This is a genomic window from Holdemania sp. 1001095H_141210_F2, from assembly GCF_015558105.1.
Classification (GTDB): Bacteria; Bacillota_I; Bacilli_A; order Erysipelotrichales; family Erysipelotrichaceae; genus Holdemania.
The window spans coordinates 22,528-37,581 of record NZ_JADNPO010000029.1 but is presented as its reverse complement, the minus strand read 5'-3'; the positions used below and the strand labels follow the sequence as shown (position 1 = coordinate 37,581).

Annotated in this window: 11 protein-coding genes; 2 read left to right on the top strand and 9 right to left on the bottom strand. The window is 53.6% G+C overall.

Annotated elements, in window-relative coordinates; all coding sequences use genetic code 11:
• Nucleotides 1-512 precede the first annotated feature (512 nt).
• Complete coding sequence (gene ispD, locus I2G61_RS13605) at nucleotides 513-1,157, bottom strand: 2-C-methyl-D-erythritol 4-phosphate cytidylyltransferase (protein ID WP_072685584.1); 645 nt, start codon at nucleotides 1,155-1,157, stop codon at nucleotides 513-515.
• A gap of 109 nt (nucleotides 1,158-1,266) precedes the next feature.
• Nucleotides 1,267-3,264 carry an AAA family ATPase gene (locus tag I2G61_RS13600; RefSeq protein ID WP_072685583.1) on the bottom strand — a complete coding sequence of 666 codons (1,998 nt, stop codon included), beginning with the start codon at nucleotides 3,262-3,264 and terminating at the stop codon, nucleotides 1,267-1,269.
• Nucleotides 3,265-3,613: 349 nt separating this feature from the next.
• Here I2G61_RS13600 and I2G61_RS13595 point away from each other — a divergent pair, with 349 nt between their 5' ends.
• Both I2G61_RS13595 and I2G61_RS13590 read left to right on the top strand, forming a co-directional pair.
• Nucleotides 3,614-4,120, top strand: coding sequence for an ATP:cob(I)alamin adenosyltransferase (locus tag I2G61_RS13595; RefSeq protein ID WP_083538658.1), 507 nt, complete (start codon nucleotides 3,614-3,616; stop codon nucleotides 4,118-4,120).
• Between the two features lie 23 nt (nucleotides 4,121-4,143).
• Entirely contained in the window at nucleotides 4,144-6,660 is a 2,517-nt protein-coding gene (locus tag I2G61_RS13590) for a vitamin B12-dependent ribonucleotide reductase (RefSeq protein ID WP_195548345.1), read from the top strand.
• Nucleotides 6,661-6,748: 88 nt separating this feature from the next.
• Here the strand turns inward: I2G61_RS13590 and I2G61_RS13585 are convergent, their stop codons facing one another.
• The 7 genes from I2G61_RS13585 to I2G61_RS13555 form a co-directional block, all read right to left on the bottom strand.
• Nucleotides 6,749-7,378 (bottom strand): hypothetical protein, encoded by a 630-nt coding sequence (locus I2G61_RS13585; RefSeq protein WP_195397273.1) that lies wholly within the window; start codon nucleotides 7,376-7,378, stop codon nucleotides 6,749-6,751.
• A 107-nt stretch (nucleotides 7,379-7,485) separates the two neighbouring features.
• Nucleotides 7,486-8,262, bottom strand: coding sequence for a hypothetical protein (locus I2G61_RS13580; protein WP_195397271.1), 777 nt, complete (start codon nucleotides 8,260-8,262; stop codon nucleotides 7,486-7,488).
• Between the two features lie 250 nt (nucleotides 8,263-8,512).
• Nucleotides 8,513-9,880 (bottom strand): MATE family efflux transporter, encoded by a 1,368-nt coding sequence (locus I2G61_RS13575; RefSeq protein ID WP_072685578.1) that lies wholly within the window; start codon nucleotides 9,878-9,880, stop codon nucleotides 8,513-8,515.
• Nucleotides 9,853-10,350 (bottom strand): MarR family winged helix-turn-helix transcriptional regulator, encoded by a 498-nt coding sequence (locus tag I2G61_RS13570; RefSeq protein ID WP_072685577.1) that lies wholly within the window; start codon nucleotides 10,348-10,350, stop codon nucleotides 9,853-9,855. Before I2G61_RS13570 ends, I2G61_RS13575 begins: the two co-directional genes overlap by 28 nt.
• Before the next feature lie 344 nt (nucleotides 10,351-10,694).
• Nucleotides 10,695-13,136 carry an excinuclease ABC subunit UvrA gene (uvrA, locus tag I2G61_RS13565; protein ID WP_195548344.1) on the bottom strand — a complete coding sequence of 814 codons (2,442 nt, stop codon included), beginning with the start codon at nucleotides 13,134-13,136 and terminating at the stop codon, nucleotides 10,695-10,697.
• 59 nt (nucleotides 13,137-13,195) lie between these two features.
• Nucleotides 13,196-13,777, bottom strand: a complete 582-nt coding sequence (locus I2G61_RS13560; protein ID WP_195548343.1) for a hypothetical protein — start codon at nucleotides 13,775-13,777, stop codon at nucleotides 13,196-13,198.
• Between the two features lie 128 nt (nucleotides 13,778-13,905).
• A complete protein-coding gene (locus tag I2G61_RS13555) occupies nucleotides 13,906-15,048 on the bottom strand; it encodes a diaminopropionate ammonia-lyase (protein WP_072685573.1) in 1,143 nt (380 codons plus the stop codon).
• Between the last annotated feature and the right edge of the window lie 6 nt (nucleotides 15,049-15,054).

Here is a 15,054-nt window from a genome sequence, read left to right as displayed (position 1 = left end):
TTTAAACAAGCTTATGAATTTGAATAGGAAGAATGGCATTTTCTTTTACGAACTAGATTGTTCCAAAAAGTGCCAAGCCATTTCTTCTCTATGAGCTTCTCAACTTAGGTTGGCCCACAAAAGAAAAGAAGCTAAGAATATTATATCCTAACTTCTGATACTCTCGATGAGATACTAAGATTAACTGAACATCACTTGCATGATTTCTTCTCAATCTCAATATTTTATACTCATCTAATTCTATATCGAGTAGGATACTTTATTCCTACTTCTATAATACGAAAAAACGCCGTCATCCGTCACAAAGATCACCGGCGTTTATCTGTCCACAGCTTCTCTTGGATGAAGAGATAGCTTACGACGGGTGCCGCTTTTTCAAGCGTCCCTACACCCTTAGTATATTCCGTTCCTGAGTTATTTCAAGGGCGTGCGGTTATTTTCATAATTTTCATTTTCAGACACTTTGCTCCATAAAAAAACCGGACAGCGATGCTGGCCGGAATGATTCGTTCTTAACGCAGATCTTCCTGCGTCGTAATCTTGATATTTTTATACGATCCCAGCACCGCGTACACCGCTTCGCCGGTTAACAGTTCTACGACCTGCGCGTCGTCGGTCGCCTGTACCTTTTCCTGACGCGCCTTGCGGTACGCCCGCAGAATCAGCGACGTCTTAAACGCCTGCGGCGTCTGCGCCTGCACCAGCTGGCTGCGGTTCGGCGTTTCCTTAATCTTTCCGTCTTCAATGACCTTGATCGTATCCTTGCACGGCACCGTCAACAGACAAGCGTCATGCTCGCTTAAGCTCTGGCAGAGCCGGTCCAGACATTCCTGTTCCAGAAACGGCCGCGCGCCGTCATGGATCAGCACATAATCCTCACTGACCGCCATTAATCCGTTGAATACGCTCTCCTGACGGGTTGTGCCGCCTTCCACAAACACAACGTTCCCCCGTTGTGTCCGGTTGCGCATACAGCGCACGTAATCCTCACGCTGAGTCACAATCACGATTTGTTTGCACCGTGAGTCCGCCTCGAAAATGCTCATCGTCTTTTCCAAAACATTCTTTCCGTCCGCAAAGGTGTAGAACACCTTGTTGTAGCCAAGATTCATCCGGCGCCCCTGTCCGGCAGCCACGATCAATGCTGAATATTCCATCCTGTTCCCTCTTTTTCGCCCTTATGGTAGTGTTTATTTTATCACACCCCGATAAGTCCGGCAATGGACTGAACCGGATTTCACAAATCCCGGCGGATTTTTACAGGATTCAGCCCGCGGATTTTTTAAAATGCCGCGTTAGATAAGAGCGAATCTGACGATCGATCTTTTCCGGGTCTTCCCCTTCCACATCAAACGGCGTATCCTCGCCCAGCTCCATTGCCAGCTGCGGCAGTTTGCGCGTCATCTCCTGATAACGCCGCCGCGCCAGCGTCTCCATTTCCGTGCTGTCCAGCGTCCGGAAATCCAGAACTGCATCGGCCAGCGCCGTCCAGCCTTCCTCTTCGGTTTTTACCGTCACTGCCTGATAGCCCAATCCGGACACGGCGTGACTTTGTTCGCTGTCCAGAAGTATCAGACAATGCCGCAGATCCACCTTCCGCCCCGCTTCTTCCTCGATCATTCCCTGTTCGATGCCTTTGCGCAGGATCGCCGCACATTCCGGACGGGCAGCGTCCAGATTGCGGATCAACAACAGCGAATAGGGCGAACGCCGCAGTTTCTCCAGCCACAGCGAATATTGTTGATCTACGCCATGAACGAAGCGATAACCAGCCTGACTGTCCTGGTAATCCATCATATCTACTTCAATCCGCCGCTCGTTTTGACCAAAGTACAGCTGCGCCAGCACCTTCGCCAGCCGCTGCTTCAAGGAAAACTGCTTTCCGCAAAGCAGCCATACGCCTAACGGACGTTCCTGTACGACGCCCAGCTCCATCCACTGCAGCTGCTGATCAATCTGCGTCAGAATGTCTTCCTGACCGATCAGCTCCATGCGCAGCCGCTGCATCACCCGGTCCTTGCGGCAGCGGTCCTGTAACGGCACATCGGTGAGTTGTTCTAAAATCTGATCAATATCCCGCTGCTCCACTTCTTCACGACAATCCATCCGCGCGCTGGCGCAGGCCAGATCAATGACATCCAGCGCCTTGTCCGGCAGCTTGCGCGAGGGCATGAAATATTGTGTGCTTTCCATCAGCGGGCCAACCAGCCTGAACGGAAATCGAATCTGATGATGCTGCTCGTATTCGGGAATCTTCGCTTCGATCATCCGCCGGGCGGAATCCAGATCCGGCTCTTCAATCATGACCGGCTGAAAGCGCCGCTGCAGCGCCCGATCCTTTTCAATGAACTTCAGATATTCATCATAGGTCGTCGCGCCGATGCAGCGGATTTCTCCGCGCGCCAAAACCGGTTTCAGCACACCGGCCACGTCGATCGAACCCTCCGCCTTGCCGGCGCCGATGATCTGATGAATTTCGTCAATAAAAAGAATGACCTGGGGAAATTGCCGCAGGGCATCCAGGATTTTCTGAATCTTCTCTTCAAACTCGCCGCGGTACTTTGTACCTGCCACCAGACCGTTGACGCTCAGTTCAAAGATGACGCTGCCGCGCAGACAATCCGGCACCTCATTCTCGTCGATGCTTTTGGCCAGCTGTTCCACCAACGCCGTCTTGCCGACGCCCGGATCCCCCAAAAGCAGCGGATTCGCTTTTTCCTTACGGCACAGGATCCGGATGATCGAATTCATCTGCGCCTGCCGTTCAACGATATTGGAAGGCCGGCGGGTCATCCACTGGTTCAGGTTGCGCAGCTCGCGGATGGCATTCAGACTTTCGATATCCTGCCGGTTCAGCTCCGCGATCAATCCGGCGATATCCACATCATACCGTCTCAACAGCTCCGAAGCGACGTTATTGGGTGTTTCCAACAATGTCCGCGTCAACATTTTCAGCGTGATCACCGGCGGCGTGGAACGGGCCGCTTCCACCAGACATTTCTCCAGAATTTCCTGGACAGTCTGCGTATATTCCGTCTGTCTTGTTTCTTCCTCATTAAAACCAAACAGCACCTGAATATCCTCTTTCAGCTGTTCGGCGGTAATTCCGCGTTCGCTCAGCAATTTCTGCAGCGCGGAGTTGTCCGTCTGCAGAATGCCGATTAATAAATGCTCCGTCCCGATAAAGGTGTTTTTCATCTGCCGCGCCACCGTGCGGGCAGCCTGGATCGCCTTTTGAGCCTGAGGATCAAAATTGGTTTTCATCCTCGCGATTCCTCCTTCCAAACCGTTGAACTTCCCAGTTCAAGTTCAGTGATAGTATTGCCCCGGCCCGAGATCACTACACCACGGCCGTCTGTTCCAATTTTTAGGATTTCCCCTGGCGTTTTCAACATGCTTCATTTCAGTTTATCATCCAGGGAGAAAACTTATGCCCGGATCTTCGCTTTGTCCCTGCCTGAATCGCTTTCAAATTATGAAACTGAAATGAAACCAGGTAAGTTTACCTCACTTTTTTTCGAATAAATTATGAAAATCGTTCCAATCGCGATTTCTTTATGACTTCTGGACAAAAACATTTTATAATGGAAGCAATGGCCCGTAAAAGGCAGACATGAAGCGAGGTGAAAACATGATCGTTACAACCAAAACCGGGGATCAGGGAACGACCGGGATTCAGGGTGAGCGGATTTCCAAAGCAGATCCGTTAATCGAAGTCCTGGGCGATCTGGACGAACTGAGCGCTGAATGTCTGTTGCTAGCCAGCGGATTTGCCAGATATAGAAAACCGATGGAACAGATCGTGAACCAGATCAGCGCCGCCAGCGCGAAGTTGGCCGGGTATGGCAGCGCGGATTTGGAAAGTTATACCCGGAAGCTGGAAACGGAAATTTATTCGCGGGTCTCAGCGGCTGGTGAATTCCGGTTTCATTATCCAATCGACAATTCCGAAAGCGCGATGCTGAATCGGCTGCGGGCAATCAGCCGGCGCGTCGAGCGGCATTGGTGGAAGCTGCAGGAAACCCGGAAGACAGATCCGTCGCTGGGCGTCTATCTGAACCGGATCAGCGATTATTTTTACGCGCTGCAGATTCAGAGTGCGAAGGGTTCGGAAATTTAAGCATAGGAGGAAGCATTCATATTATGGGATATCGCAAGGAAACAATCGCTAAACTCAATCAGGACATCCGGGAATTTTTTCCCTATTTAACTGAAATCCAACCGGAAGATCACACGATCCATTCCGGTGTTTCACGGCTGGTCATGCTTGACCGCTACGCCCAAAAGGACCGCGAACTCAGAACGCTGGGCATCGGCGACATCGTGCTGACCGTCATCAAAGAGGACCCGAAATATCCGGCCCGGGGCGTCGGCGTCGTCAAAGCGATCGACTGGGAAAATGAGAGCGTGACGATTGAAATTGAAGAAGAATTCCGCGGTACGCTGGAAGACGAGCAGGAGTCGATCACGGGGATGATCCGCCGGCCGTTTGCGGAAATCGACAAGCCGATGGAAATTTACTATGAACAAATCGCGCGCCGGGTCGGCACCGCGCTGGCGGAGCCGGAAACCGATGAAGAACAGCGGAAAAAATATGCCGGCTTGTTTACTGAACAGTTAAAGAAACTCAACGTCATCCCGGCCGGACGCGTCTTGTTCGGCGCGGGCAGCGGTACGCAGGTTACCTATTTCAACTGCTTCGTTATGCCGTTTGTCGAGGATTCCCGCGGCGGCATTGCGGAACATCGCAAGGAAGTCATGGAAATCATGTCCCGCGGCGGCGGGGTCGGGACCAACGGTTCGACACTGCGTCCGAAGCATGCCCCGGCCAAAGGCGTCGGCGGCCGCAGCAGCGGTGCGGTCAGCTGGCTGAACGACATCGCCAACCTGACCAATCTGGTCGAGCAGGGCGGTTCGCGGCGCGGCGCGCAGATGATCATGTTGGCGGACTGGCATCCGGACATCATCGAGTTCATCATTTCCAAAATGCAGAATCCGCGCGTGCTGAAATGGCTGAGTGAAAACAGTAAAGACGAACAGGTACGCGAACTGGCTCAGCGCAAACTGAAATTTATTCCGCTTTCCCGGCTGGAACGGCAGATGCTGGAAACCTTGATCGAAAGCAAAAACACGCCGGCTGACGTTCTGGACTATGCTCAGCAGACACTGTTGGAAGGCGGTCGTCTGGAAGTGGTCAATCCGGAATTCTTAAGCGGCGCCAACATTTCCGTAACACTAACCGACGAATTTATGGAAGCGGTGGAAAAGAACGGGACCTTTGATCTGCGGTTCCCGGACATCGCCAATTATACCCCGCAGCAGAAAGAAGCCTACGATACCCATTGGCACAAGATCGGCGACGTCCGCGAGTGGGAAGCACTGGGTTATCCGATCAAGACCTACCGCACGATCCACGCCCGCGATCTGTGGGATCTGATCTGCTTCTGCGCGACCTACTCGGCGGAACCGGGCATCTTCTTCATCGACAACGCCAACAAAATGACCAACGCTAAAGCCTATGGTCAGAAAGTCGTCGCCACCAATCCATGCGGGGAACAGCCGCTGGCGCCGTATTCCGTCTGCAACCTGGCCGCCGTCAATCTCGCCAACTTCGTCGACAAGAAAGACGGCCGGATCCTGTTTGATGAACTGGCGGAAACGGTCGCACTGACCGTGCGGATGCAGGACAACGTCATCAACAGCACCCCGTATTTCCTCAAGGCCAACGAAAATCAGGCGCTGGGCGAACGGCGCGTCGGTTTGGGCGTCATGGGCCTGCACGACATGTTGATCTGGAACCGCAAGCGCTATGGCTCGCCGGAAGCGCTGGAAACGATCGATCAGGTCTTCCACTGCATCGCCCGCGCGGCTTATCAGACGTCGGTCGAGCTGGCGAAGGAAAAAGGCAGCTTCCCGTTCTTTACCAGCGGTGAAGCGTTCATCAACACCGGATACATGAAGCAGATGGACGAGGACATCCGGCAGTCCATCCTGAAATACGGAATCCGGAATTCGCATCTGTTAACGATTGCCCCAACGGGTTCGACCGGCACGATGGTCGGCGTCTCCACCGGTCTGGAACCGTATTTCAGCTTCTCTTACTTCCGTTCGGGACGGCTGGGCAAGTTCATCGAAGTCAACGCGGCGATCGTCGATCAGTGGCTGGCGCTCAATCCGGGCTACACCCGCGATACGCTGCCGGAGTTCTTCGTCAGCGCGATGGAGCTGACGCCGGAAGAACACGCCGATACCCAATGTGTAATCCAGCGCTGGATCGATTCCTCCATCTCCAAGACAGTCAACGCCCCGCGGGGCTTCTCGGTTCGGCAGGTTCAGCACATCTATGAACGGCTGTACGCGGGCGGCGCAAAAGGCGGGACGGTGTACGTTGACGGTTCACGTGATTCCCAGGTACTGACCTTGAGCAACGAGGAAGAAAACAGCTGGGATCAGATGGATATTGAGCGTGATTTCGGTGTTCCGGTTAAAAAGACGCAGGAAGCGGAAAAGAAAACCGATCTGCGCGCGGACCGGCAGGACCGCAATATCGGCGTGGAGGTCGGCGATATCTGCCCGATCTGCCTGGAAGGCATCGTCGAAGAAATCGGCGGCTGCAATACCTGCACCAACTGCAACGCACAGCTGAAATGCGGCTTGTAGACGTCTTCTCCTGCTTTGTTTTCCATTCAAAAAGCTAAAAAAGGATTGCGTACTGTGATGACCTGATCACGGTACGCAATCCTTTTGTTTATTCGGCAAGAAACGGCAGCAGCTGGTCCAGCGCGGTTTCCCAGATCTTCTGGTCATGTTCCCAATCCCCATTCATGGCGGGATCGTGATATCTCAGTTCGCCAAGATAAAAGCAGTCGTCGTGTTTGACATGAAACTGACCGCGGACAGTCTGGCCCACCTGTTGATAGTCCAGGATCGCCGCCGTTGACCCAAGCCAGCCCAGCTGCCGCTCTGGCCCCAGCCAGGTAATCATTTTTGACAGCGGCATAACCGAACTCAAATCGCGGTCGCTGATATAAAGCTCCAGCGAGATTCCGCGGCCGTCCGGGCTGTTTCCCTTTCCTTCATACAGAAGACCAATCGGCTGAGGCGTTTGGGTAAAATGAGCGGCGTAGTCAATGGTATAACATTCCCCCCGAAAGTCCACCTCGGCAACCGCCGGCGCAATTTCACGGTTCAGCTCAGCGCGGAACACTTCGTTGATCAGCGTGATATCAAGGCCAACTTTCTCACGCAGCCAAACGCGGGACAGCGTGATCGGCGTCAGTGAATACGGATGGTGACTTAAAGTTTTAAACGTCCAGAACCCGGCGGTGTAGAGAATCATCAGCGCAATCAGCGCGATCTCCAGTTTTTTCCACTTCATACCTCAACCTTCATTTCTTTTAAACCCCGGGGCAGCGGGAAGCATCCGGAGCATAATTCAGACGCCTCTGCGCAGCTTTTTCTTATCCGGCCTGGCTCCCTTGCTTTTTACATTGCCCAAGCTGACAGATCTATCGTGGTCATCGGCTGGTCCGTACGGACGCTCACGTTGATTTCAATACCGAAATTCATCGTCGTCCCTTCGGCTTCGCTGGTCGCGTCGATGGCGATCAGTCCGCCGGTCATCTGATAATCCTTCGAGATCTGGAAGCTCATCTTCCATTGGTTTAAAGTCACCGTCTGATCAATCGTTTCAAATTGCCGCTGCAATTCCTGCAGGGCGTCCAGATCGGGTTCGGCATCGCCTAAAGCCCCTAACAAATCCGCCAGCTCGGCAAAGCTCTGCGCTTCATAGATCAGCTCATAACCGGTCCCGGTTTTCTTCACGGAGAAAGCGTTAACCATCTTCTCCATATTCCTGTTCTGCTGAAGTTCCTGGATCGTTTCCGGCGTGTAAGCGTAAGGCTGGCTGCTGCGTTCGCCATTTACTTCGCTGTACATCATCTGATCCTGAACACAGTATTTCATATCCATGGATTGCCCCATAAACGAGGTTGTAAAACTAAAGTAAACGACAGGTTCGCCCTGTTTCTCTGCCGGCTGCGTCTGGATGACGAGATCCATCGGAAATTCCAGCGTCATTCCCTGCGTGGTCATCTTCAGCTGACCGTTCATGGCGACGGATTGAACCGCTTCGCTTTCCATTTGCTTCGCCTGGACTTTTGCCATAATCTCAGACGCGCTTTCTGTTTTAGCACAGCCGCTGAGAGCCAGGCAAAGCCAGACTGCCAGCCAAAGAATCCTGCTTTTCTTCATTTTTCTCATGTTCTGTTCCTTTCTCCTCCTCAAATTCTGCGTATTGCAAGCTCCCTGCCGCAGATCATTCAAGGTATTCTTTACTTTAAGCATAGCATATTCTTACTTCAATTCCGACATCGAATCGTTGCGGAAACTGGAAAATTTATGAAATCGTCAGAAACGGACTTTCTATTTTCTTAAATCTTTGTTTAAAATCAAAATAAAAACGACGCGAAGAGCGTCGCTTTCTTCACAGACTTGTTTTCTCTGCTTCGGCTTAAGCGTGAATCTGTTCGTGCTCCACCGCGCGGAAGAAGCGGAAGAACAACGTGATTGTGACCAGTACGGAAATTGTATCGGCAATCGGTTCCGCGACGAATACTGCAAACACCTTATTCTCAAAGAAATTCGGCAGAATATAGATCAGCGGAATCAACAGGATAATCTTTCGCAATAACGCCAGAAAGGTTGAAATCTTGGCGTTGCCCAGCGCGATGAAGGTTTGCTGGCAAGCCAGCTGCGCGCCCATTAAGAACACAGCCGCGATATAAATCCGCAGCGCCCAGACCGTAATTTGCGTCAGCGCCGGATCGCCGGTAAAGATCGCCGCAAACATCTGCGGGAACAGCATGCACAGCACCCACATGACGGAGGAATAAACCAGACAGCTCACCAGCAGCAGATGGAACGCTTTCTTCACCCGGTCAATATTTCCCGCGCCATAGTTGAAGCTGATGATCGGCTGCGCGCCCTGGGTTAAGCCCTGCAGCGGCAGCATCGAGAACTGCATGACGCTGGACAGGATCGTCATTGCGCCGACCGCCAGATCGCCGCCGTATTTCAATAAGGAGGAATTAAAGCACAGCACTAACAGACTTTCCGTTGACTGCATGATAAACGGCGCAACGCCCAGCGCCAGCGCCGGGAACAGGATCTTGGCGTCGATGCTGAAATATTTCGGATGCAGCTTGAGCTGACTTTTTTTACCGCTTAAAAACTGCAGCACCCAGACGGTCGAGACAGCCTGCGACAGCACCGTCGCCAGCGCCGCCCCGCGCACGCCCATATGGAAGCCGAAGATCAGAACCGGATCGAGCACAATGTTGGTGATCGCACCGATGACGACCGTCAGCATGCTGACGCGGGAAAAGCCCTGCGCGGAAATAAAAGCGTTCATGCCCAGCGTCAGCTGAACGAAAATTGTACCGGCCGCGTAAATCATCATATACGCTTTGGCATAAACGATCGTGTTCTCACTGGCGCCGAACATCATTAACAACGGCTCGCAGAAGATCATCGTGACTGCCGTCAGGGCAAGGGCGGTGATCACTAACGCCGTAAAGCAGTTGCCTAAAATCTTATTGGCCTGTTCGTTATCACCTTTGCCCATCATGATCGAGGCCCGCGGCGCGCCGCCCATGCTGACTAAGGCCGCAAAAGCGGAGATAATCATGATTAACGGGAAGGCAACGCCGACGCCGGTTAACGCCGCAGCGCCTGAGCCTGGAATATGGCCGATATACATCCGGTCGACCATGTTGTAGAGTGCGTTGACGACCTGGGATGTGATCGCCGGAACCGCCAGCGCAAAAAACAAGCTTCCGATGCGGTCCTTCCCTAAATTGGTTTCTTTCGATTGAAGCATAATTCGTCCCCTTTCCGATTGGTCATCGCTTCGATGTTCGCATAAATCTGATGCTGAACCCGGGTATACACCGCCAGTTCTTCCTCGCTGATATTCCGGGTCACCGCTTCGGAAAAGCGTGTCTGATTGACGCGCATCTGACCGATTACCGGAGCAGCTTTCTGCGTCAGCCTGAGGTGCAGGATCCGATGATCCTTCGCGTCTTCCTCGCTGGTCAGATAGCCCCGGCGCATCAGCGTATCCACGCTGCGGCAGACCAGACCTTTGGATACGCCCAGAGTGACGGTCAGCTCTTTGGCGGTGTTGATCGACGGGTTGTTGGACAGGAAGATCAGCACGTTCATTTCATTGGGAGAAAAAGCTTCGTCCGCGATGGAATGAACGCAGAAACGGCTGTAAGCCTCGCGCAAACGGGCATAGCCTTTCAGCATCTGTTCGACGTTGAAGATGGGTATTCGTATTTTACTCATCAGCGTTTCTCCTTGGCAATTAGTTTACTTGTATACGATCATTCCTAAGTATACTCCGGATCTGCCGCAAGTCAAGCGCTCTTTTCCCTTATCTCTATTCTTTTCCCGACCAATATGTTCCCATACCGAAGATCTCTTTATCTGACAAAAAGCACGCAGATCCTGGGATTGAACGCCGTCCGGCAAAGTCCGTCCGCGGCTGAAGCCGTTCTTTTTCGAACAGACGTTCCTGGGTACAGAGAAGAAAAAGCGGCTGATTTGTATTTTTATCAGCCGCTCTCTGATTCGCTGAAATCACTGAACATCTTTCCTATCAGAATTCTCATCGTCTTAAACTTGTTTTGTTACAAATAACGGGCCGTCGCGCTTTTCATTTCGGCCTTGAATGCCTGCGGCGTACCGGCGAACATCAGCTGCCCACCCTGATCGCCGCCCTGCGGTCCCAGATCGATCACCCAGTCGCACGCCCGGATCAGCTGCGGATTGTGTTCCACTACGATCACGGTATGGCCTGCGTCCCGCAGCCGCAGAAGCAGTTTCAGAAAATGTTCGACGTCGGCCGGGTGTAATCCCGTCGTCGGTTCGTCCATTAAATACAGCTGAGCTTTTCCGCTGTGATTTTCGATCAGCTCCACCGCCAGCTTCAAGCGCTGCGCTTCACCGCCGGAGAGGGTCGTCAGCGGCTGCCCCAGCGGCAGATACCCCAATCCCGCCTCCGCTAACCGCTTCAGCATCCGGCCTAATTTCGGCTGCCCGGCAAAGAAAATTATCGCTTCCTCAACCGTCAGTTTGAGCACTTCGTCGATCGAGCTGCCGTTGTATTTGACGCTCAGCACCGTATCGTTAAAGCGCTGTCCATGACAAACGGGGCAGACGACCTCAACGTTGGCAAAAAACAACATGTTGTTTTCCACCACGCCCATTCCCTGACAGTTCTCGCATCGTCCGCCTGGGGTATTGAACGAAAAATAAGAAGCCGGGCAATGCGCGGCGCGGGCTGCCCCGGTCTTCGCAAAGAGAGTGCGAATCAACCCGTAAACGCCGCTGTAAGTGGCGACATTGGAACGCTTCATCCGGGTGATCGCGGATTGTTCAATCGTCACGATCCGTTCAAATTGTTCCAGGCCCGTGATCTCAGCCCGGCCGCCGCGGTTTGCCGCAAGCACTTCAAATACCAGCGTGGATTTCCCAGAGCCCGAAGGTCCGCTCACCGCGCACAGACATCCGGTGGGAAAAGCGACGTCAAAATGGCGCAGGTTATACTGACAGGCATTTTTAATCGTAATCCAGCCTTGCGCGGATCGGGTCTGCGAAGGAAACTCAGCCGGTGCAGCCAGCCAGAATCCGGTTAAGGAATCGGGATTCGACCGAAGCTGTTCCGGGGGTTCGCAGGCGATGAGTGTTCCGCCATGAATCCCGGCGCCCGGTCCGAATTCAACCAGTAAATCCGCAGCCCGCATCACATCCGGATCATGTTCGATCACCAGCACGGTATTGCCCAGATCACGCAGATGGTTAAGGATTGCGATCAACCCTTCGGTATCCTGCGGATGCAGACCGGCCGTCGGTTCATCCAGCATGATTAAAAGTCCGGACATCTCCAGATCCAGCGCCGCCGCCAGCCGCAGCCGCTGACTTTCCCCGCCGGAAAGCGTGATGATTTGCCGATCCAGCGTCAGATAACCCAGGCCGACCCGGATCAGACGGTTCAGCTTGGTTTGAATATCGCGCAGATAGGCATCGGCCAGTTCGCGGGCACTGCCGGTTAACGCTGGCTCCAGCGCGTCAATCCAATCCCGCAGACGGTTTAAGGAAAAACCGGATAATTCCGGCAGGCGGGTTCCGTTCACGGTGACCTGAGCGCTCAGCGCGTTGAGCCGCTCGCCATGACAGGCCGGGCATTCAACCGTCTGAAAATACGCGTCCAGCGCCGTGGCTTGCCCGCCCTTTTCAGCCCAGCGCCGCCGCAGATTCGCCGCGACACCTTCAAACTTTTTGCCCGCAGCCGCTTTTGGCGGCAGGTTTCTGGCCAGCTCAGACAACAGCGCAGGACTGTCGCTGCCTTCCCACAATAACATCCGCTGCGCTTTGGAGAACTGACATAGCGGGATATTTTGCGGTTCATCCAGACCGAAAGCGCGGCAGGCGGCATAATACACGGATATTTCATATTCTCCATAGCGTTTTTCCCAGAAACGGACCGCCCCTGCCTCTAAAGAAAGCGCCGGATCCAACATCCGGTCCTCATCGACGGTATGAATTTTCCCCAGCCCCTCGCAAACCGGGCAGGCGCCTTCCGTTGTATTGAACGAAAAATGGGTGCGGGTCAGTTTCTCCATGCGCTGGCCGCAGCGGCTGCAGCGCATGAAAACATGGAAATCGCCGTCGCGCTTTTCCGTTTCTTCCCTGCAGTCAGCCGCGTCGATCACCGCGCAGCAATGAGGGCAGGTGCGGCGGTGTAATTTTTCATAAATCATCCGCAGATCGGTATAGATATCGCTCAGGGTCCCGACCGTGGAACGAGGATTCCTATTCGCCGCCGTCTGCGGGATCACGACCGCCGGACTGGCGCCGCGGACTTTATCCACCTTCGGCTTGGGAATTCCCTGCATTCCCATCGCTTCCAGATACTGCCGCTGACATTCGTTAAACAGGACGTCGATCAGAAACGTCGACTTGCCGGAACCGGAAACTCCGGTCAAAACGATCAGTTTTTCCTTCGGCAGCGTCAGCGAGACATTTCTCAGATTCCCCTCGTGCGCGTTAAATACTTCAATTTTACGCATAACTCACCTGCTTCCTGCTTTCCTTATGACGACGATTCTGCGGCGTTCGCACCGCCCCCTCATGACAGCGGAACTTCGATGTCGATCAACGGCCGGATCTTATTGATGATAAACGGATCCGTAACGTCCAGCAAGGTCATTTCATCAGAGGGCTCATGCGGGATCAGCACATCGGCGATATGAAACATGAACAGACGCTCGCCCACAGTGCCGAAAACCTGATGATCAATCTGAACAATCTGATCGACGCGCCAGGCTTGTGCATCCAGAGGAAAAGCATAATCCAGTATGTTGTCTTCCGTGATTTCAGTTTCGCTCAGCCGGATACAGTGATAAAAACAACCGGCATATTGAACAAGCCGCTGCCATTTCATCATTTCCTTCGTAAGGGCCTGCTGCCGGAGGACTGGATCGGGGATAATCTGAATCTCCATCGAAAAATGGATTTCCTTTGTGTTGATCGAACCCAGTCCCTGTTCTTTCAGAATCTGATCGGCTTCGCTCAGTTCATTGATTTCACATTGATAAGATTGGTCTAAATACACAATTCCGTCTTTCTCAGCAATCGTCAGGGTATTTACTTCGTTGCGCAGACAGCCGTCGAGAAAAGAGGGCAGCTCCCGCACAACCGGTGGCGGCATTGGGGGATCTGGCTCCAACAGCTAGGGAAAGAACACATCCAGATTTTGCAGGAAGATTCCCAAAGCTATGAAAACAATCAGAATGGCGGCGATCACCCCGGTGGAAACCGACCGGCCCCGCTCCCCATTCATTTTCCGACCAACTGCGGATCGCATCCGACAACGCGCCGATAGTCGTCCGGGTCCGTTGCTCCTTCCGTATTCAGAAGCAGCACGACGGAATGTTCATCCAGTCCCAGCGCCTGCTTCATCGCTTCATAATGAGGATCCTGACACAAGCTTAACAGAAGCCCCAGTCCGACAGCCCCGGATTCGCCGGAAACAATCGCTTCATCGCCTTCCAGCGGTTGAGCGTACTGCCGCATCCCGGCCTCCGTGATTTCATCCGCACAGGCGAAGTAGAACGCCGCGTAATCGCGCAGCACCGGAAAGAGATCCGGATTGACTTCCCCGCAATTCAGACCGGCCATGATCGTCGGCGTGATGCCGGCCTTTGAGACCAGCGTGCCTTGCGTACAGGAGGCGAAGACACAGGCGGAGTCCGTCGCTTCAATGATCGAGACGACCGGCATCTCTGCTTTCAATGTATCCGCCAGCCAGCCCAGCACGCCCCCGGCCATCGAACCGACGCCGGCCTGTAAAAATACATGCGTCGGCTTGTCCAGCGCCTGTTCCGCGATCTGTTGAACAACCTCGCGGATCATCGTCGTATAGCCCAGCACGATGTTCTGAGGAATTTCATGGTAATTCTCCAGCACCGTGTCCTGCACTAAAACATAGCCGTTGCGCTGCGCATAATCGCGCGTCCAGCGCACGGTATCGTCATAGCCCCATTCCGTCACGGTGACTTTGGCGTTGCCCAGCGCCTCGATCGCCTGCACGCGGCTGGCGACGGTGCCTTTGGGCATGAAGATCTCCGCCCGGCAGCCGGCCTGCAGTGCGGCCCAGGCCACGCCTTTGCCATGATTGCCATCGGTCGTCGTCACAAATACCGGCCGGGTGTGAGGATGCTGATCAAGATATTGATGCACCGCATAGCTGGCCCCCAGAGCCTTGAAGGCATTCAGACCGAAACGATGCGATTCATCTTTGACCAGAATCGCCTGAATTCCCAGTTTTTCCGCCAGTTTTGATAAATTGATCAGCGGCGTCGGGGCGTATTGCTTTAACGTCTGATGAAAGTCAGCGACCTGCCGGTAATGTTCAGAATTGAACATGGCCGGCAGCGGTCCGCGCGCCAGTTTCCCTTTTGCCATTTGAATTCTATCCATGTGTTT